Origin of the sequence: Sporolactobacillus mangiferae, from assembly GCF_023336505.1 — a bacterium.
GTDB classification, from domain to species: Bacteria; Bacillota; Bacilli; order Bacillales; family Sporolactobacillaceae; genus Sporolactobacillus; species Sporolactobacillus mangiferae.
Map to the genome: position 1 here is coordinate 1 of NZ_JAMAST010000001.1, position 18,559 is coordinate 18,559.

An 18,559-nucleotide genomic window follows, 5' to 3' on the forward strand; every position below is an offset into this window, starting at 1 on the left:
TGTAGTATGTTTAATCCACAGCTTGCTGAAGTCGGCCCAGCCAAAGGCATTCAGCTTTACTCCTGAGAGTGCACTGTCAAAAGTAATCTCCCGCTTGCTGTGATATAAATAGATTAATAGACGCTCACTTTGAATAAATTGTTCCAGTTTCCGAAAGATACTCATTCGGGCGTGATGACTCTCTGCTCGAAGAAATTCACCCATAAAAAGGTCAATGCGGCGCGCTTGTTCACAATTTATCATTCGCCGGATTAAACTGCTCTCATTGCAAAACAATTGCAGGATTCCGAGTTCAAGATTTTCTTCAAGTACTTCGCCGCCAAGAACCAGATCCGCATCATGAATCAGCTGTTTTTCATAAAAAAGATTCATCGGCATCGGCATTAGCTTCATGCAAATGCCAAATTGCAATGCACGTTGCCGTATCCACTCTGCATCCCTGATCACTGCCTGATGATCAAAGTGAACAAGCAGTAAAGTCTCTCCGGTATATGTACTCTCTGACAGAAGCCGCTTAATCGTCTTCTCAATATTGTCAGACGGGCGCAGTTTCAATGCGTGATCATGATTAATAAAACTGTTCGAAACACGCAAACGGTTTTCACCGAGTTCGCGGATGAGACGATTGCGGTCAATGAGCAGATCAAACACGTTTCTAAAATGCCAATCGTTCAGAGGACCCTTTTTATTAAAATTGAAGATGAGATAGTTACTGCCGATCTCTTCATATGTTTTCTCATGTACGGGTAGTTCAGATTTTACATCCTGATTTGGCACTTCATACAGCCTTTGTGTACGTGCAAATTCCGGGGCAAAATACAGTTCAATCCGGTCCAGGAGCGCTCGTTCACGAAAATAATCGGAAAAGCGTTCAAAAACAAGCCGCTGCTTATTGTATTTTACAATTCGAAAGGCTCCGGTACCAATGATGTGCTCAGGATTAAACCCGATATCAGCAGGGAGTATGGCTAAATTAAGCGCACTGAAAAAAAGCAGGGCTGGTGTCGGTTCAGTGAACGTCAGTGTAATCGTATAGCGGTCCTGTATCTTAACCTGTTGCAATGTCCGGAAATACCACCGGCATGGAATCCGTTCGATTGGATCAAAGACACGCTGAACGGTAAAACGCACATCCTCGGCAGTCAGTTCACGTCCATGATGAAAATGCACACCCTTGCGCAAATAGAACGTCCAGTTCCGCCACTGGTCCGAAGCGTCCCAGGCATGCGCGAGATGCGGTTCATAAGTGTCGTTCACTAAATTATAGTTAACCAGGCAATCAAATACCTGTCTTGCAATATGCGACTCGCTTGTAATTGCCGAAAAAGCAGGATCTAAAGTTGCCAGCCGTCGTTTCATCGGAATGCGAAGCATATCACATTTATTTTCACTGCTTGCTTCTGTATGGTAACCAAACTGTTCTTTGATCCGATTATAGCTTTTCAATTTTAATTGTTCAGGTAGTGCATGAGACTGGATAAACTTGATTGCTCTGTCCAATTGCTGCTTTTGAAGGATCTCGTTGATCTGTTCATCGATCAGAGCATCCAGCCTTTTCAGAAAGGTGACCCGTGATTTATGCCCGCGGCCTCTCCCGCCTTCCCAGTAAATCCAGTGCAGATTTACAAGCTTTCGGATAATGAGCTTCGCATTGCGCTCCGTGCAGTAGAAGATGCCCGCGCATTCACGGACACTTGTATCAGCGTGCTGCTTTGCATCACGGACTTTTGCCAAATAAAACTCCGTATAATAATCGAATGCATGCATGGCTTTGAGTCTCCCTCTCATTCCTATTGTTGGCGAATCTCATTGGAAATGGCTATGTTCAGGTAATAGTGTAGTCGCCCATATCCGTTTGTTTGTGAAAAATTCACCTGTTCGCTGAAAAAACCCGAAAAACCAGCAGAAAAGGGCTCACCTAAAAAAGAGGAAAAAAATGTTTTTAATCTACACTTTTTTCACGGTTTATTTTCATTGAAAATAACAATACCATTTAAAATTTAAGGGGACAACTGAATGATCAAAACATTTATGAGCCTGCATACCAATATAAAAGTCCGTCTGCTTACTTCCTTTATTTCCCGATTTGTCGGCAATATGGTATTTCCGTTTATGGCCATTTATTTTGCTCAGGAATTTGGCGCCGCAACAGCGGGCATTCTGCTTCTGTTCAATGTTCTGGCTTCATTAACGGTAAGCTTTTTCGGCGGATATGCTTCTGACCGGTTTGGCAGAAAACGTATGATGATTTTGGCCCAGACCATCCAGATTGCTGCGTTCATCATCATGGCAGCTGCCAATTCACCTTGGTATCAGTCCGCAAAAACAACGTTTTTTATGATGTTTCTGCAAAGTGTGAGCAGCGGTTTCATGAACCCTGCTGCCGAAGCCATGCTGATTGACGTAAGTACTAAGGAAAACAGGCCATTTATGTACAGTGTCAATTACTGGTCTGTAAATCTGTCAATTGCAGCCGGAACCATTATCGGAGGATTATATTTTAACAGTGAACGTTTTTGGTTATTTTCACTTCTTGCTGCCACGTCGGTGTTTGTTTTTATATTGCTGGCTTTTTTCATGCACGAAAATCAGTTACATCCGCTCCCTCACAGTCCATCTGCATCAGTCCGGCAGATAATTGGCGACATGGGCAAAAGTTACCGGACCGTGATGACAGATCACCGTTTTCTCGTCTTTTGTCTCGCACATTTGCTTATTCTGTCACTGGAATTTCAGATGAACAACTTTATCGCGATTCGTCTGTCACATGAATTTCATGCCGTAATTGTCCATCAGATCGTTGACGGTTTAAAAATGCTCAGCTGGCTGCGTGTTGAAAACACTGTACTCATCGTACTCTGTACTTTTTCCGTCAATCAGTGGATGAAGCACTATCATCCTGACCACGTTTTATTTACAGGACTTGTACTCTACAGTTCCGGATATGTGGTGCTGGCATTCAGCAATCAATGGGTGCTGCTTTTTTTCATGATCCTGATTACCTCGCTTGGTGAGCTCATGTATGTGCCCCATTGTCAGTCACTGCTTGCTGCAATGATGAAGGAGGACTCGCGAGGCGCCTATATGGCTGTCTACGGACTCGTTTTTCAGGGAGCTAAGATCATGGGCACAGTTGGCGTATTAGTCGGTGCCTTTCTGCCGGCATACGGCATGGCGTTTTTTTATCTGATACTCAGTGCCACAGGAATTTTCTTTTTCTACCGATCCATCCGAATGATGCAAAAAAATCAGACAACCCAATCCATGAGCATGCCCATACATAAATCCGAATAAAAGACGAGGTGTCTGGCGATGAAATTTGTCCTTCTTTTTGGTCCTCAGGCTGTTGGAAAAATGACGGTAGGCCAGGAGCTCACCAGGATTACCAGCTTGAAATTATTTCATAATCATATGACCATTGACCTGTTCGCGCCGTTATTCGGTTTTACGCCCAAATGTGGCGGCTGTGCCACCTTGTTCGTACGGAGACATTCAAAACGTTTGCAGGGAGCGGTCAGTATGGCATCATTTTTACAAAGGTATGGGCATTTAATCGCGCAGAGGACTGGTCTTTTGTTAATAGGGTGTGTAACATCTTTCGCGCAGTGGGTGCCACTGTCTATTTTGTCGAGCTTGAGGCAGATACCGCCGTACGTCTTAAAAGGAACCGAACACCGAACCGTCTTGCGGAAAAGCCTACAAAACGAAACATTGCCAAATCTGAGCAGAATCTTCTTGAATCCGCGGAATATGATCGGCTCAACTCACGGCCAGGTGAGATCAGGGCACGCAATTATTTAAGAATAAATAACACCACTATAAGTGCAGAACAGGTTGCAACAATGATTAAAGAGCATTTCAACCTTTGATTGACTCAATCAAAAAAACAAGCGATCCCATGAAACGGTAAGTCTTCGGAGGTCGCTTGTCTTTTTTACTTTCCGCTGAACTCTTCTGAATAATTATTCAGCAAATCATGCTTTGTATTCCAGACTTTCCATGAAAGATCGACAAAATAATGATGCGGGTTCTCAAAGCGAAGCACCTCTGCCCATTGTCTCTGAACCTGCTCCATGGCGAATTGGCGAATGTCGCGTACAGAAGGACTTTGGTAACAAAGCCGGCCGGCCTTGAAAATTTGTTTGCGAAGCAGCTCTGCCTTATACCGTTTCAATCGCTTCTTCTTCCATGTGAAAACCGGATCAAATAAAGTCAGCGGCTGAGATTCGTCAATCGTTTCCGATTCATCGCAGATCAGATCGGCAATGGCTTTATCCGCATCTTTGTCATAGATACGGTAGATTTTTTTAAATCCTGGATTAGTGATTTTCTCTTCGTTCTCACTGATTTTAATCCTCGGAATGATTTTGCCGTCTTTCTCAACAGCAACAAGCTTATACACACCGCCAAATACAGGTTCAGAACGCGCAGTGATCAGCCGTTCCCCGACACCAAATGAATTAATCTGCGCACCTTCGGCAAGCACATCTTTGATAATGTGCTCATCAAGAGAATTGGAAATCACAATGATTGCTTTTGAAAATCCTGCTTCATCAAGCGCCCTTCTGACTTTTCGAGTCAGGTAGGTAATATCTCCGGAATCGATTCGAATACCGAGCGGTTCATGGCCCTGCTCCCGCAGTTCCTTAAAGACCTGAATAGCATTCGGCAAACCGGATTTAAGCACATTATATGTATCGATCAGGACCAGGCATTGATCCGGATAGGCTCTTGCCCAGGCACGGAATGCCTCAAGTTCACTGTCAAACAGCTGTACCCAGCTGTGCGCCATCGTTCCGGATACCGGAATGTCGAACATCATGCCCGCCAATGTATTGGCGGTTGCTGAACAACCACCAATCACTGCGGCACGCGCACCATAAATAGCCCCATCGTATCCTTGCGCGCGCCGTGATCCAAACTCCATGACCGGCCGGTTGCCAGCCACCCGGCAAATACGATTCGCCTTGGTCGCAATTAAGGTCTGATGGTTAATCGTCACCAGAATCATCGTCTCAAGAAGCTGCGCCTGAATAGCCGGTCCGCGAACTGTTACCAGCGGTTCATTCGGAAATACCGGATAACCCTCGGGTATGGCCCACACATCGCAGGAAAACGAAAAAGTCGCCAGATACTCAAGAAACCTTTCTGAGAATGTGTTTGTTGAACGCAGGTAATTTATATCATCTTCAGTAAAACGAAGATTTTCAAGATATTCAATCAGCTGATCTACACCAGCCATGATGCAGTAACCGCCACCGTCGGGAACTCGGCGAAAATACATATCGAAATAAACAATCTGATCCCCGACCCCTTCTTCAAGATAGCTGTTTCCCATCGTTAATTCATAAAAGTCGACCAGCATCGTGAGATCTCGGTCATTTCTCACGTCAAACCTGGAATCCATCGTCTCATTTCCTCCAATGTATCAATTATGTATACGTTATCGCATATGTTGAATCGAGTATACTATTGACCTGCAATCTTGTAAACTGTGACTCATTCTAAAGCGTTATGTTCTTTTCATTTATAATAAATCAAGCAAGCAATCATTTACGCTTTTTGTACAGGACATTCACTTATACTTAATCAAAGGTTCACACTTTCTTAACAGCAAAGATTTACGATATAGTTGAACTGTGCATCAGTAATGATCAAAAAAGAACATATATTTGCGAATCATGTATTTTCGCTTTCTTGTGTCAGGACATCCGTATGCGTGCAGCTGGGAGGTGAAGCTAATGCTGCTTCTTAATGAACTGTATGAACTGGAATGTCGCCTTTTTCGAAAAATCAATCAACATTTTGAGCGAAGGATCTGGAATGCTTATTTCCGCACAGTCACGAATGTTGGCGGTGCTGTCCTTGAGATTTTGCTTGTTCTCCTCCTGTTGATTTTTGCGCGCGGTCACTTGCGTCTTACCGCCGTAGCCTGTGCCATTTCTTTAACTGCAAGCCATATCATCGTTCAGGTGTTCAAGAAATGTTTTCCGAGAAAGCGTCCCTACCTGATTCTTGACGATGCGAATTATCCAGTCAATGCATTGCAGGACAATTCGTTTCCATCAGGACATACAACCGCGATTTTCTCAGTTATTATACCTCTTATATTATTCCATCCGTCACTGAGCCTCATACTTTTGCCTGTTGGACTCAGTGTAGCGGTCTCACGAATTTTTCTTGGCCTTCATTATCCTTCAGATGTGCTGGCCGGAATGATGCTTGGAACAATCACCGGATATATCTGCTTTATTAAAATTGTTCTTCCCTATGCCTTTTAATAGGCATACGCATCAAAACAGCCGATTGGCTGTTTTTTATTTATCGACTTTAGTTCGCTGAGCTAAGAAAAATCGGGTAAGTGCAAAATCCTATATTTTTTTATCCAGCAAAAGAGGGTGTCCCATTGTCCAAATAGACTTTTGAGTCACCCTCCTTTAATAAAACTGTGGGTAAAACGCAAACAGAAACCCTTCAAAATTTATCAATCTGACGCGGCTTTCTCACTAATACCATAATACCGGCAATGATCAATAAAACGCCCGGAATGAACAACTCCGGCAGGCTCAAAATTCCGGCAATCAGCAACACCGTACCTGCTGCTCTTGTTTTTTTCAATTTAAGCAGCAAAAAAAGGCCGATCGCTGTCAACGCAAAGATCAGAATGGTAAAAATCAAAATAAAAATTCCGGCAATTTGTGCAAAATAAGCAAGGTCAGTCAATTGCTGCGACGTTAACTGCTGCTTTTCTCCGGCCGCTTCCAGCTGCATCTGGAATGTTGTGAAATCTACGGTTAATAAACGAATGCCAATCAGCAAAAACAGCAAATTAATGCAGCCGCCAATGACCGTTAAAGTGATTTCCCCCGTTCGTTTCAAGAGTAGTCCTCCCTTGGCTGATATCTGTACTGTAGCTATATCCATGCCTATGTATAAAATTTGATTCTTATTAAACTATACACTAACTTCAGAATTTGATCACGACATTCATTGCAAAGAAGAAAGGAGCTGTCATGCTTAAATAAGAAATCCAGATTTTCCAAAAAATATCCGTGTTTATCCTTCTTAAAAAATCATGTTTATCACACAAAAAAACAGTTGGGAATCGTATCGGGCCACATCCGCCCACATCTGATTCTCAACTGACACAATGCTTTTTCTTCATTATTATTGAGTATGTAATTTCGTGATGAAATGAAGATTTGCATTGAGAGACTGCAATGCAGCCCGAAAAGTAAGGCTACCGTTTGGGGAGCATCAACAATAGCCGAGCAAGACAGCCTACCGTTCAATTGAGATAAACCATAGAATATCAGGACTGTACATGGCCTACACCTCCTCTTAATGAAATTATCGTAGCATGATTCGACAAAAATATATTAGAATGTATAATATACTCACATCGGGGGTCATGCTAATGAAATATCAATTAGGAGAGGTCTTAAAAAAAGTTCGCCAATCAAAACGCTATACGCAAAAGTACATTGCCGGGGATCAGATGTCACGAGCAACCTATGCAAAAATAGAAGCGTGCGATATGCAGCCTACCGTTGGAAAATTCATGCATATATTAAAGAAACTTGATTTATCTTATGAAGAATTAACATATATTCAAAATTCTTATAGCCTGAATGGGAAGGACGAAATCGTTCACGACTTTTTTAAGTTAACAACAAGTGCAGAAATAGAAAAAGTTTATGCTGTAAATTCCAAGTGTACACAATATTTAAAATGCCACTCAGACAGTGTTGTCCAAGATATACACTATGTCTGTGAAGCAATGACAGCTTTACATTTTGAAAAAACTTTCGATCATGCTTTTCCGTATGCAAATAAGGTTTGGGAGCGTCTTTCCAAACTCGATAACTGGTATTCCATTGAGTTAAAACTAATAAATAATATCTTCTTTTACTTTCCACTTGAAACAAGCATATCTATTGCTGAACGTGCCCTTAAAGAAATCGATCGTTTTTCTTATATTATTAAAAGTAACGAATTGAAATCATCTTATTTACTGAATTTAACGATTCTGCTATTTAAAAACAATAAATACGAGGAAGCCTATGAATATGCAAATAAGGCTATTGAAGAATGTATCAAAATCAAAAGATTCGAAGGCTTATCAGTTGCCTATACCAGAAAAGGCCTTTTACTTATGAAACTTGGAAAACCAGATGAAGGAACAAAATTAATCCATAAAGGACTCTCAATCTGTAAAGTTCTCGACTTAGATTCAATGGGCAAGGCAATCATTCAGGAAGTTCATGAACTTGTTGCTATTGATTTGCCTCTGGATCAAATCCTTAATAAAGATGACGGATTTTCACATTGAAAAAAGGCAGCAGAATCCGATTTAATCTCAATGGTTCAGTGAATTCATGGAAGCATTTTTCTCCGGAATGCCGATATAGCTTAGATCCGAAATGCCGCTGAAATAGTGCTGCTCGATGAAATGGTTATCATCACCTGGAAAAAGAGAAAACATAGGCTCAGAATTGAGTGCAAAGCAATAATTTAAACCCTGACTTTCCTTTAACTGGAGAAGAAATGGCAAAGCGGCACGCATGCAAGACGAATTAGCCTCCTCATCGGGAACCGATATAAGCAGTAAATTCTCTGAAAATCCGACCGCACAGGCAGATTCAATCAAAGACATATGAAGTGCAAGTCCGCATTTCATATCCATCGTCCCTATTTCGAATAGCCAATGACCAGATTGAAGATCCTCACGAATCACCTTGAGAAGCTTGTCCTGCTCTTGATAAAAACATTCAGTCAGTCGTTTGACATCAAATGCGAGATACTTCCATTTTCCATATTATTCCACCCCGGCTACGTCAAAATGGCTGAATAAGATGACCGTCTGATCTGTTGGCTGGCGCACGCACAAATGCCGATACAAATGAACGTCCGTCTCCTGTCAGCACCTCATTTAGATCATCCGGATGCTCACGGAAGTAATTCAGCACTCCCGGCTTTTGCAGCAAAAATTGAGGAAATGCTTTCTCCGCAAGTGAACCAGAAATACTGGGGACACGTACTAAATCACATAACAATTCGCGCAGTGCCTCTTTTGTCTGCCACTCACTCATCATAATACCCCCCTCCTCGCATAAATTCTAAATGATTCTTTATTATACAATGAAGAACATCTATTGAAGCTTTTATGATCAGGTGTTGTCCTTAGTCTTGCAGATATTAAAAAATATTTTCATTGCTGTGCGAGTTATAAAAAATAAACATTCATTTTGGTTGACTGTATTAACAAAAACTGTTACGCTCAAATAGTTAACACAGTTACCTGTTTGGAGAGGAGGTCCATTTTTGGAATCAGATTCAATCCACGCTATAATTTCTGCCTATGAAAATTTATCCGTGTATACGACTGATCAGGTGCAAGAGGCTGTTCAAAAAGTGATAAAAAAGTACGGGATTACTTTTGAACAATTTTGTTTGCTTCGTTTATTGGAATTAAAACCGGGAACAAGCCCGATTCAGATCGCTGATTATTTTAACATCAACAAGAGCGGTGTCAGCATTCGTATCGGCCGACTCGTCGATAAAGGCTACATTGAAAAAAAAATGATCGACAATCGCAGTCACGGTCTCTATACTACTGAAGCCGGAAAAGAACTCTTTTTGAAAGGACAGCAAAAGATCCATGAACTGGTCGGGGAATGGATCAGAGAACTTGGTGAAGAGGACAGCAAAGAATTTATTCGCATCTATTGGAAAATCAATGAAATTATTAAAAAGCAGAGGGTAAACAAATGAAGCAAATTATATCATTAAGATGGGTTTTGCTCGGTGTCTGGATTGTCGGACTCGCTGCGCTTATTTTCACTTCTCCGGATATGAATGAGCTTGTAAGAAGCAAGGGCAGCTATGCCATGCCTGACAATTATTCCACAAGCCAGGCACAGAAACTTGAAAAGGAATTCAGCGGTGACAAGGATACAACCACTTATATTGCAGTCTTTCATTCTGACAATGGGCTGACACAGAATGATTTGAACAAGATCGAAAAAACTCTGAAAAAAGTTAAAGACGATAAAAAGAAACTTAAAATTGAAAGCATCATTGACAGTTTTGACCACAAAGATTTGAAAGATCAGCTTTTCTCAGATAATAAGAAAACGCTGATGGCCGCTTTTCAGGTTGAAAACGTCAACCAGAACACTGTTCACCAGCTGCGCACCAGTATAGACAATAAAATCAAAACGAACGGTGTTAAAACCTATCTGACGGGGGAAAAATTAATTAACGATGACATGAACATCTCCGCGGAGACTGGTCTGCACAGAACGGAAGGCATTACGGTTGTCTTTATTCTCATCGTGCTTCTGCTCGTCTTTCGTTCCTTAATTGCTCCTTTCATTCCGCTGTTCACAGTCGGAATCAGTTATGTTGTCGCGCAGGTTGTCGTCACTTTTCTCATCAAATATTTTAATTTTCCAGTGTCCAACTTCACCCAGATTTTCATGGTTGCCGTGATGTTCGGTATCGGAACGGACTACTGCATCCTGCTGATGAGCCGCTTTAAAGAAGAGCTGGCCAGGGGGAAAGATAGTGTTGAAGCAACGCTTGCTACTTTTAAGACAGCAGGCACCACTGTACTGCACAGTGGCATTCCTGTATTCATTGCTTTCCTGTCGCTTTCCTTTGTCCAGTTTAATTTATACCGCAGCGCAATTGCTGTCGGCATCGGCGTCATCTTTTTACTTCTTGCCTTGTTCACGCTGCTGCCGCTCTTTATGGTCAGCTTAGGCAAGCAGCTTTTCTGGCCAATGCGGGGAGAAATTAAAGAACCGAAAAGTGCACTTTGGGCAGGATCGGGAAAATTTGCATTTGCCCGTCCGCTCCTCACACTATTGGTTGTCGCTTTATTTACGGTACCTTCGATTATTACGTATAATGGTCAGCTTTCGTTTAATTCACCGGAAGAACTGCCGAGTCACTATGCTTCCAAACATGGTTTTGACATCATTTCAGAAGACTTTGGTGCCGGAAATCTGTCTCCGGCTACAATCTATCTGAAAAATGATGACAATATGCGTTCCACTGACTACGTGGCGCTGATTGAACGCATCTCTCTTGACTTGAAAAAAGACCCGAATGTCGACAAAGTCATGAGTGTTTCCCGCCCACTTGGCGATCGGCTGGACGATATTTATGTAACAAAGCAGGCAGATACAGTGCATGACGGTTTGTCAAAAGCATCCGACGGAATCGGCACACTTCAGAAAAACCTGAACAGCACCAGTAAAAAAATTGATGCATCTCAGCCTCAGCTGAACGATGCCTTGAATGGCGTTAATCAGCTGCAAAGCGGAACGAACGATACAAAAAACGGTGTACTCAAAATGCAGGACGTACTGTCACAAATCTCTGACGGCATCAAATCCGGATCCGCCGGTACCGGAGAAATCAGAGATAATGTGAAAACGGCAAAGACTCAGTTAGCCAAATTACAGTCCGGACAGAAACAGATTCAAGGCGGCTATGAAAAAGTCGAGCAGAACCTGGAGAACATTTCCCGACAGCTTGATCAGTTCTCGACAGCGTCAGGCGGGCAGCCGGCAATCGATACAACAGCGCTGGAAAAAACAATGGGCCAGATCCAGACCAGCCTGAAGGGCTATCTTGCTGCGCATCCTGAAGCGATGCAGGATCCAAATTTCCAGCAATTAGTGGCCAGTCTCCAGCAGCTCCCTGACGAGATGAATGCCATGCAAACATCGATCAAAACGGAGATCAGCAAGCAGACACAAAGTGCTCAGGCACAAGTCAAACAGCTGAACAGCGGCATCAAGGCACTGGCAGATGCAATGAACCAGCTGAATAATCAGTCGGCTAAAATCAGCACAGGCCTCAGCGCGTTCCAGTCAGGACTGTCGAAATTGGATGCCGGGCTTGGCCAACTCGAAGACGGACTGAATCAGGCAGCAAACGGACAGGATCAGGTCGTACAGAATACACCGCAAATCACCGATGCCTTGGCTCAGATCGCATCCGGGCAGAACCAGCTCAAAAATGGATTCAGTGATGTTCAGGATCAGATGAAAACTCTGTCAGGCGGACTCGCTAAGGGTGCGGATGGTGCCGGTCAGATCAAAGACGGTGTCAATTCAGCAAACGCGTTTATTAACAAATGGTCCAAAGTTTCTTATGGGCAGTCAGGTATTTATGTCCCCGATGAAATTCTTGACAATAAAGACTTTAAAGACTCCCTTGATCAGTACATGAGTGATAACGGAAAAATCACCATGATTCAGGTGACGATGAAAGATGATCCTTATACAAATGCGGGGATCGCTCGTTTTAACTCACTGAAAAAAGAGCTTCCGTCCATTCTGAAAGGAACCAAACTTGAAAACGCGCATATCGGCATCAGCGGTATCGCCAGCTCAAACAGCGATCTTAAGCATCTGTCAAGTTCAGACTACCAACGAGCGGTCACTTTTGTCGTTATCGGTGTCTTTATCGCGCTGGTGATCATCCTGCGTTCGCTCAGTATGCCGATTTATCTGGTGGCCTCACTGCTCTTAACTTATTTCTCATCGATGGGATTTGCGGAACTGATCTTTACGAAACTGTTCCACTATTCCGGTCTGACCTGGACGACACAATTCTTCGGCTTTATTGTCCTGGTTGCGTTGGGCATTGACTATTCAATTTTTGTCATGACGCGCTTCAATGAATACGCGAATTTGGCGATTAAGAAACGGATGCTGCTGACGCTCTGGCATATGGGCAGCGTGATTTTCTCGGCTGTTCTGATTCTGAGCGGAACTTTTGCCGCGATGATGCCTTCAGGAATGCTGTCCCTTGTCCAGATAGCTACGGTCGTCATTATCGGTCTGATTCTTTATGCAGCCATTATTATTCCACTCTTCGTGCCTGTTATGGTTAAATTTTTCGGGCGCGGAAACTGGTGGCCGTTCCTGCCTAAAAAAGAAAACAGTGTTGTGAGCGATAATGAGCGAAGTCTTTGATCGACACAAGGAATCGCCAGAAGCCAGATAAAGAAAAATTAATCAATTCAAATAACAATAACCGCTGTGTCCGACTGACACAGCGGTTATTGTTATTTTTTATGGATTTCATGGTTTATACTAAATATGTTTCAGAACCATCCTTAATACCTGCATCAAAATTTAAACGTTCCCGATACATAATAGTAGATTAAGGTGGCAAGAATATCGACGGCACAGACGACTGCAATAATCGTTACGATCTTGCTTCTCCTGCCTTTCCCATCGTTCGCTTTCAATTTACTGTTCACCCGCATTCTTCCCTCGAAGTTCTGCATATTAAATCATTGTATCATAAACAACCTTTACAAGAATATAAGAGACTGCTGCGCATTCTCGGGTTTGTATCTTCATCGATTCATTCATTTTCTCTAAAAACGGTTCATCAAACAGAGGTCCTGTACTTTCCTTTCATAGGTTATTTATCTCCATTTGACCGCAGCTTCAGCAGATAAGCAATAATTTCACGTCTGCGGATCATGCCAATAAAGACATGGCTGTCATCCACGATTGGTACAAAATTTTGCGTCAGCGAAGTTTCCAGTATGTCTTCAATCTCGACATCAATGGAAATCGCTTTTATATCGCGATGACGCGGCACCTCATTTAAAAGAATATGTTCTGTATCCCTGAAATTCAGATTTTCATTTTTTTTGAGACTCCATAGAATATCTCCTTCTGTCAATGTCCCTACGTACAGACCTTTTTTATTCAGCACCGGAATCGCGGAGTAGCGATAATGCTCCATCTTTTCCAGTGCCTGTCTGATCGTCCAATGATCATAGACAAATTTCACATCGCTTTTCGGTGTAATCAAAAAAGCAGCGTTCACTCAGCACTCACTCCTCATATACTACATGCAGCATGGCCCTTCAAGAAATTCGGTGTAAACGGTTACTATATGTCCCTTTTATAAAAATCTATGAACTTATTTATGCGGGAGCTTTGTCCATCTCCTGATTTTTGAATCACCAGGCAGCGCGAATGAAAGAAGTCCGACAATCGGAAATATGCTACAGAGAATCATAACAAATCGAATAGAAAGTAAATCCGCTAAATTTCCGAACAGAACTGCGCCAATCGCGCCCATGCCAAAGGCAAAGCCAATCGTCAGACCGGAGACCATCCCCAATCTTCCCGGCATCAGTTCCTGTGCATAGATAACCGTTACACTGAAGCTTGAAGTAATGATCAGGCCAATCAGGAAAAAGACGGGTGCAATAAAAGTGATCGGCAAATATGGAAGCAGCAGGGACAATGGGGCCGCGCCAATGAAGGAACCAAGAATCACAGTTTTACGACCAAAACGATCTGCAAGCGGACCGCCTAAAAAAGTACCGATCACCCCAGAAATCATAAATACAAAGATAAAGATCTGTGCAAACTGAATCGAAAGTCCATAATCATGAATGAGATAAAACTGATAAAAATTAGAAATGCAGGAAGAGTACCAGGAACGTGCAAAGATAATTGCAACTAATAAGGTCATCGCCATCAGGACTCGCTTATGAACGAACACTTCACGATGGTTCAGCTTGCGCCGCTGCTGCTTCAGACGTATCGGTTTTTCCGGCTGATGCGCTCTGTACCAGAAGGAGACAAATAGAAGGATGATCATGCCAATAAATGCAAAGGCTGAGAAAGACAGCACGCCCTTTTGTCCAAAGGGAACAAAAAGCAATGCCGTAAGAACCGGTGCCATGGATTGACCCAGATTGCCGCCAACCTGATAAATCGACTGCGCAAGACCGCGTTTCTTACCCGCAGCCATATGTGCGACGCGCGATCCTTCCGGATGAAATATGGATGATCCGATCCCAATAAAAAAGACGGCAAACAGAGCCCAAATATAGGTCGGTGCAAATGCAAAGAGAACAAGGCCGGTCAGACTGGTCAGAATCCCCGTCGGAAGCAAAAACGGTTTGGACTTTATATCCGCATAATAGCCAAAAAAAGGCTGGATCACTGAAGCGGTCATATTGGCAACAAAGGCAATCCAGCCAAGCTGGGCGTAGGTGAGATTCAATGTCTGCTCAAGAATCGGATTCATAGCCGGAATAACTGCCTGAATAGAATCATTAAAGAAATGGCCGCAGCCAATGGCAAAGAGAATGCCAAAATATGTATGTAGTGCAGTGTTTTTGCGCTCTGTATTCTCCATTTTTCATCCCTTAATCCTGTACCTGAATAAACAAATGGTTCAGGCAAATCAATGAAACTACAAAGCTAATTGTAACGAATAAAGTGCAATTTGAACATTGTTTTTCTGAAAAAACGAATACGTTGTTTTTTTATGAGTAAATCTGTATCTCTTTAATTAGTTATAGCATCCCGGAAGATGATCTGTCCTGCCGCATACCGGAGAATTCGGACACACGATTCACTTCTTCAAAAGCACTCAGATCACTGAAACTATTCGCAAATAATAACGTAATTAAAAGGAATACAGGAAACGAATTCTCTTCTTTCTGGCGCGGGAATGTCAGAAGGTCCATTCCGATTATGGTCAGCTTGCTATGTCTAAAAGTAAAGCATCTGTGCATTTCTAGTTGCTTCAGAATGCGTGCTCTACTATGGAGTGAAGCTGTGCCACAGGAAAAATAATGAATGATCACAAAGAGCAGGAGCAGGAATATGAAAACAAAACGATTGAACAGTGCTACACGGTACACGGATTTTCGTGAAATGATTTATGCGAGTGCAAGGAAATTCGGTAAGAAATCTGCCTTTCAGATAAAAAAGAAAGACGGAAATTACCGATATGTAACATATGCCCAGTTTAAAGAAGAATTTAAAGCGCTGGGCACGCATTTTCTTGATCTTGGTCTGCATGGCAGACGAATCGCAGTCATTGGAAAAAACAGCTATGACTGGGTGCTTCACTATACATGCGCTGCAACAGTCGGTGTAGCTGTTCCAATTGATCGTGAACTCTCGCCTGAAGATATTTATCAGTTTATTGTCAGTGCCGACTGTGCGGCCATTTGTGCAGACAGTGAAATTCTTGAACAGCTGAGACCGATCCTTCGCAGCAAGCGATTGCTCCTGTCCCTGCAGGACGACCGACCCTTCATTCCTGCGCGCGACGATACGCGCCTGGATATGCTACCTATTGCAGCGGATACAATGAGCGTTCTGCTCTTCACTTCAGGTACTTCCGGAAATCCAAAGGGTGTATGCCTCTCTCAAAAAAACATCTGTGCGAATATTTTCTCAACCTCACAAATTGTGAAGGTCACCCCCCGAGACAAGACACTCTCAATCCTGCCTCTTTGCCATACGTATGAGTGCACACTGAACTGCCTGCTCATTCTGTCGCGTGGCGCCTGCATCGCCTACGCAGACAGTCTGAATGCGATACGCCGCAACATTCTTGAATACAGGCCGACGCTTCTCATCGTCGTTCCCGCGCTGCTTCAGCTTTTAGACCAGCGGATTCACGCGGCCATTTTAAAAAATTGCCCGGCAAAATATCGCTCAAAACTCAATGGCTCCTCCATCGGCATGATGCTTCAGACTCTGCCTGTGCTTGTAAGGATGATCATTCGCAGAAAAGTAAAGAAATCACTCGGAGGCAGAATTCACACGTTTATTGTTGGCGGAGCAGATCTTTCTCCTGCTGTAGTAGAAGATTTCCTGGCACTTGACATCCGGGCTCTGCAAGGATACGGACTCACTGAATCCGCCCCTCTTCTGGCAGGGAATAACGATTTTTATTTCAACGCCAAATCTACCGGCGTTGCTATTCCCGGCGTAGAATTGATGATAGACAATCCAAATGAGGCCGGTGTCGGCGAAATCCTTGCCAAAGGCGATAATATCATGCTCGGATACTATAACGCGCCGGAAGCCACGGCTAATGCTTTCTGCAACGGTTACTTCCGGACAGGTGATCTGGGCTTCATCGATAAGGATGGAGCTTTGTACATCAAAGGCCGCATGAAAAATGTGATTGTAACAGCCAATGGAAAAAACATTTATCCTGAGGAACTGGAAGCACGGCTTCTGGAAAAGGAGACGATCAGTGAGGCTCTTATTCTTACCGGCAATGACCGCCACGGAGACATTTGTGTGAAGGCAAAAATATTTCCTGATTTGGAGGGTGTGGCCAAAATCATCGGTCATCTTCCCACAAAAGAAGAAATACAGGCAATGATCAAATCAATTGTCGAAGAAGTGAATAATAAAATGCCGGACTATAAACACATCCGCATGTTTGAAATTATTGAAAGGGAATTCGAAAAAACGACAACAAGGAAAATCAGACGTTATGGCATGAATCTCACCTGAGCGTGGTCGGCTGATGAGAAATGGTATTATGCCAGCCGGGAAGATCAAAGGATCATTTCCCTCTCGTTTCTTCAACAGAGAACTTTTCAGCTCCCGGACGTACGCTGAAAATTTCTCTGTTTACTCTTTCGAATCCTGATTTGCATGGAGAGCACTGCTGATTTAAACGTGGTTAAGCAACTTGATACACCTGAATTTGAGAAAATCAGGCCGATGGAATGATGCCCCGTACTCCAAAATAACAGGACTTTAGGGCATGCTGTACTGTGTACTGCTCGTTGGGAAAAAATAAAGTACGCATTTTCAAATAAAAAAGAACCTCCCGGCAGTGTTTACTCGGTAACACTTACTAAGAGGTCAGAAAAACAGTCAAGCACGGTCTGTCGGAGAACGCCAGGTGCTTTTTCTCAATTATTCCTTAAAAATCCCTTTGTAACACGTCTTATCGGAAAGACAGGATTTGAACCTGCGACCACATGGCCCCCAGCCATGTGCTCTACCAAGCTGAGCTACTTTCCGGAAAAATCAAGTCCAACCTATGGCAGAAAATGGTCTGTGAATATTTTGCCATGTGCTCGAGTGCTTTGTCAAGTGGCGTCCTGAACGTATTCTTGAAACCAAAATGTATCAAAAGTGGTACACGACGTGAGCACACAGCGCTTTTACACTTTGTGTAAATTATATCACTAGATCTTGCGTTACATAAATGAAGTCTCTCTTTTTGTGTGAGAACTGTCTCAAATAAGCCGTTCTTCCAAGGATTCGATTGCCAATTTGAGTGCAAGTATGCGACGTTCATTCAATGTTTTTTGTGAACTGCCTTCTTTTGCTTTTTCTATTTGTTTTTCAATAGATGGGACAATACTTTGTAAAACTGCTTTAGAAGTCAGTACAGTTGTTACATCATACCAAAAGTCTTCTCCCTTCCAAGTGCTTTTGAGGCTTGCTGCGCCAATTTTTACTGCATTTCTTCTTTTTTCAACCAAGGTTATATTTGAGCCTTTTTCTGCCATGCTTTTATAAGCATTTGAAAGTTTATTAAAAGTTGATTCTAAGGATTTAATCGACAAATTTTGAATTTCTGGACTAATCGTTTTCATATACAGAACCCACATTCTTTTATACTTATTCTTGATTTTTATATCAGAAGTCTTTTTCCCTGTGCTTGTTCTTTCTGACGTAGCACCGTCAAGATGCCGCTGCATGCAACGATTCGGGGATTCTTGTCCCCTGCC

The 18,559-nt window shown here is 42.8% G+C and carries 15 protein-coding genes, 1 tRNA gene and 1 pseudogene; 7 read left to right on the forward strand and 10 right to left on the reverse strand.

Annotation, left to right across the window (positions count from 1 at the left end; translation table 11 throughout):
- Nucleotides 1–1,767: ABC transporter substrate-binding protein (locus tag M3N64_RS00005; protein WP_249094298.1), on the reverse strand; the 1,767-nt coding region annotated here is incomplete at its 3' end.
- 249 nt (nucleotides 1,768–2,016) lie between these two features.
- Between M3N64_RS00005 and M3N64_RS00010 the strand changes: the two genes are divergently transcribed.
- Nucleotides 2,017–3,294, forward strand: a complete 1,278-nt coding sequence (locus tag M3N64_RS00010; protein ID WP_249094301.1) for an MDR family MFS transporter — start codon at nucleotides 2,017–2,019, stop codon at nucleotides 3,292–3,294.
- Between the two features lie 18 nt (nucleotides 3,295–3,312).
- Nucleotides 3,313–3,869: pseudogene (locus tag M3N64_RS00015) on the forward strand (DEAD/DEAH box helicase family protein).
- A 65-nt stretch (nucleotides 3,870–3,934) separates the two neighbouring features.
- Here M3N64_RS00015 and M3N64_RS00020 read toward each other — a convergent pair.
- A complete protein-coding gene (locus tag M3N64_RS00020; RefSeq protein WP_249094304.1) occupies nucleotides 3,935–5,407 on the reverse strand; it encodes a nicotinate phosphoribosyltransferase in 1,473 nt (490 codons plus the stop codon).
- A 337-nt stretch (nucleotides 5,408–5,744) separates the two neighbouring features.
- Here M3N64_RS00020 and M3N64_RS00025 point away from each other — a divergent pair, with 337 nt between their 5' ends.
- Nucleotides 5,745–6,281: a phosphatase PAP2 family protein gene (locus M3N64_RS00025; protein ID WP_249096821.1), complete on the forward strand. Its 537-nt coding sequence runs from the start codon at nucleotides 5,745–5,747 to the stop codon at nucleotides 6,279–6,281.
- 193 nt (nucleotides 6,282–6,474) lie between these two features.
- Here the strand turns inward: M3N64_RS00025 and M3N64_RS00030 are convergent, their stop codons facing one another.
- The gene (locus tag M3N64_RS00030) at nucleotides 6,475–6,879 is read right to left on the reverse strand and encodes a DUF4064 domain-containing protein (RefSeq protein ID WP_249094307.1); all 405 of its coding nucleotides are present in this window, start codon (nucleotides 6,877–6,879) and stop codon (nucleotides 6,475–6,477) included.
- Between the two features lie 538 nt (nucleotides 6,880–7,417).
- On the opposite strand from M3N64_RS00030, the gene M3N64_RS00035 reads away from it, so the two are divergent.
- On the forward strand, nucleotides 7,418–8,332 hold the full coding sequence (locus M3N64_RS00035; RefSeq protein WP_249094310.1) for a helix-turn-helix domain-containing protein: 915 nt from the start codon (nucleotides 7,418–7,420) through the stop codon (nucleotides 8,330–8,332).
- Nucleotides 8,333–8,359: 27 nt separating this feature from the next.
- On the opposite strand, the gene M3N64_RS00040 is transcribed toward M3N64_RS00035, so the two are convergent.
- A complete protein-coding gene (locus tag M3N64_RS00040) occupies nucleotides 8,360–8,737 on the reverse strand; it encodes a hypothetical protein (RefSeq protein ID WP_249094314.1) in 378 nt (125 codons plus the stop codon).
- A gap of 100 nt (nucleotides 8,738–8,837) precedes the next feature.
- A complete protein-coding gene (locus M3N64_RS00045) occupies nucleotides 8,838–9,095 on the reverse strand; it encodes a hypothetical protein (RefSeq protein ID WP_249094318.1) in 258 nt (85 codons plus the stop codon).
- Between the two features lie 229 nt (nucleotides 9,096–9,324).
- On the opposite strand from M3N64_RS00045, the gene M3N64_RS00050 reads away from it, so the two are divergent.
- Entirely contained in the window at nucleotides 9,325–9,774 is a 450-nt protein-coding gene (locus tag M3N64_RS00050; RefSeq protein WP_249094336.1) for a MarR family winged helix-turn-helix transcriptional regulator, read from the forward strand.
- Nucleotides 9,771–12,995, forward strand: a complete 3,225-nt coding sequence (locus M3N64_RS00055; protein WP_249094338.1) for an MMPL family transporter — start codon at nucleotides 9,771–9,773, stop codon at nucleotides 12,993–12,995. Before M3N64_RS00050 ends, M3N64_RS00055 begins: the two co-directional genes overlap by 4 nt.
- Nucleotides 12,996–13,150: 155 nt before the next feature.
- Here M3N64_RS00055 and M3N64_RS14040 read toward each other — a convergent pair whose 3' ends face one another.
- The 3 genes from M3N64_RS14040 to M3N64_RS00065 all read right to left on the reverse strand — a co-directional run bounded on the left by M3N64_RS14040 (nucleotide 13,151) and on the right by M3N64_RS00065 (nucleotide 15,195).
- Entirely contained in the window at nucleotides 13,151–13,285 is a 135-nt protein-coding gene (locus M3N64_RS14040; protein WP_283163237.1) for a hypothetical protein, read from the reverse strand.
- 167 nt (nucleotides 13,286–13,452) lie between these two features.
- The gene (locus M3N64_RS00060; RefSeq protein WP_249094341.1) at nucleotides 13,453–13,866 is read right to left on the reverse strand and encodes a CBS domain-containing protein; all 414 of its coding nucleotides are present in this window, start codon (nucleotides 13,864–13,866) and stop codon (nucleotides 13,453–13,455) included.
- Nucleotides 13,867–13,962: 96 nt separating this feature from the next.
- Nucleotides 13,963–15,195 (reverse strand): MFS transporter, encoded by a 1,233-nt coding sequence (locus tag M3N64_RS00065; protein WP_249094343.1) that lies wholly within the window; start codon nucleotides 15,193–15,195, stop codon nucleotides 13,963–13,965.
- 473 nt (nucleotides 15,196–15,668) lie between these two features.
- Here M3N64_RS00065 and M3N64_RS00070 point away from each other — a divergent pair, with 473 nt between their 5' ends.
- Complete coding sequence (locus M3N64_RS00070) at nucleotides 15,669–17,324, forward strand: AMP-dependent synthetase/ligase (protein WP_249094346.1); 1,656 nt, start codon at nucleotides 15,669–15,671, stop codon at nucleotides 17,322–17,324.
- Nucleotides 17,325–17,769: 445 nt separating this feature from the next.
- Here the strand turns inward: M3N64_RS00070 and M3N64_RS00075 are convergent.
- Nucleotides 17,770–17,843: transfer RNA gene (locus tag M3N64_RS00075), tRNA-Pro, on the reverse strand.
- 218 nt (nucleotides 17,844–18,061) lie between these two features.
- Entirely contained in the window at nucleotides 18,062–18,424 is a 363-nt protein-coding gene (locus tag M3N64_RS00080; RefSeq protein ID WP_249094349.1) for a hypothetical protein, read from the reverse strand.
- Nucleotides 18,425–18,559: the final 135 nt, after the last annotated feature.